General features: G+C 60.8%; 1 pseudogene. It reads left to right on the top strand.

The window, feature by feature from the left end:
- Positions 1–265, top strand: a pseudogene (locus ACVA6Q_RS24725) (hypothetical protein); the annotation flags it as partial.

Genomic DNA, 265 nt, shown 5'->3' on the forward strand with positions numbered 1-265 from the left:
CCTTTGCACCGTCCTGCACAATCTTGCCGACGGTGATATCAACTTCCACAGCCTGCTTGTCGTGCGCCACGGCCATTTGGTCACCGAAGTCTATCGGGCCGGCAAGGACGAGCGCATCAAAGACCTGTTCCGCACCACGCGAACATTCGGCCCATCGACCGTGCACGATGTCCGGTCGATCAGCAAATCGGTGACGAGCCTGCTCTGGGGGATTGCGCAGGCGCAAGGCAAGATGCCGTCGCTCGACACGCCCGCGTTGTCATTG

The organism is Vibrio sp. DNB22_10_4 (genome assembly GCF_052879755.1).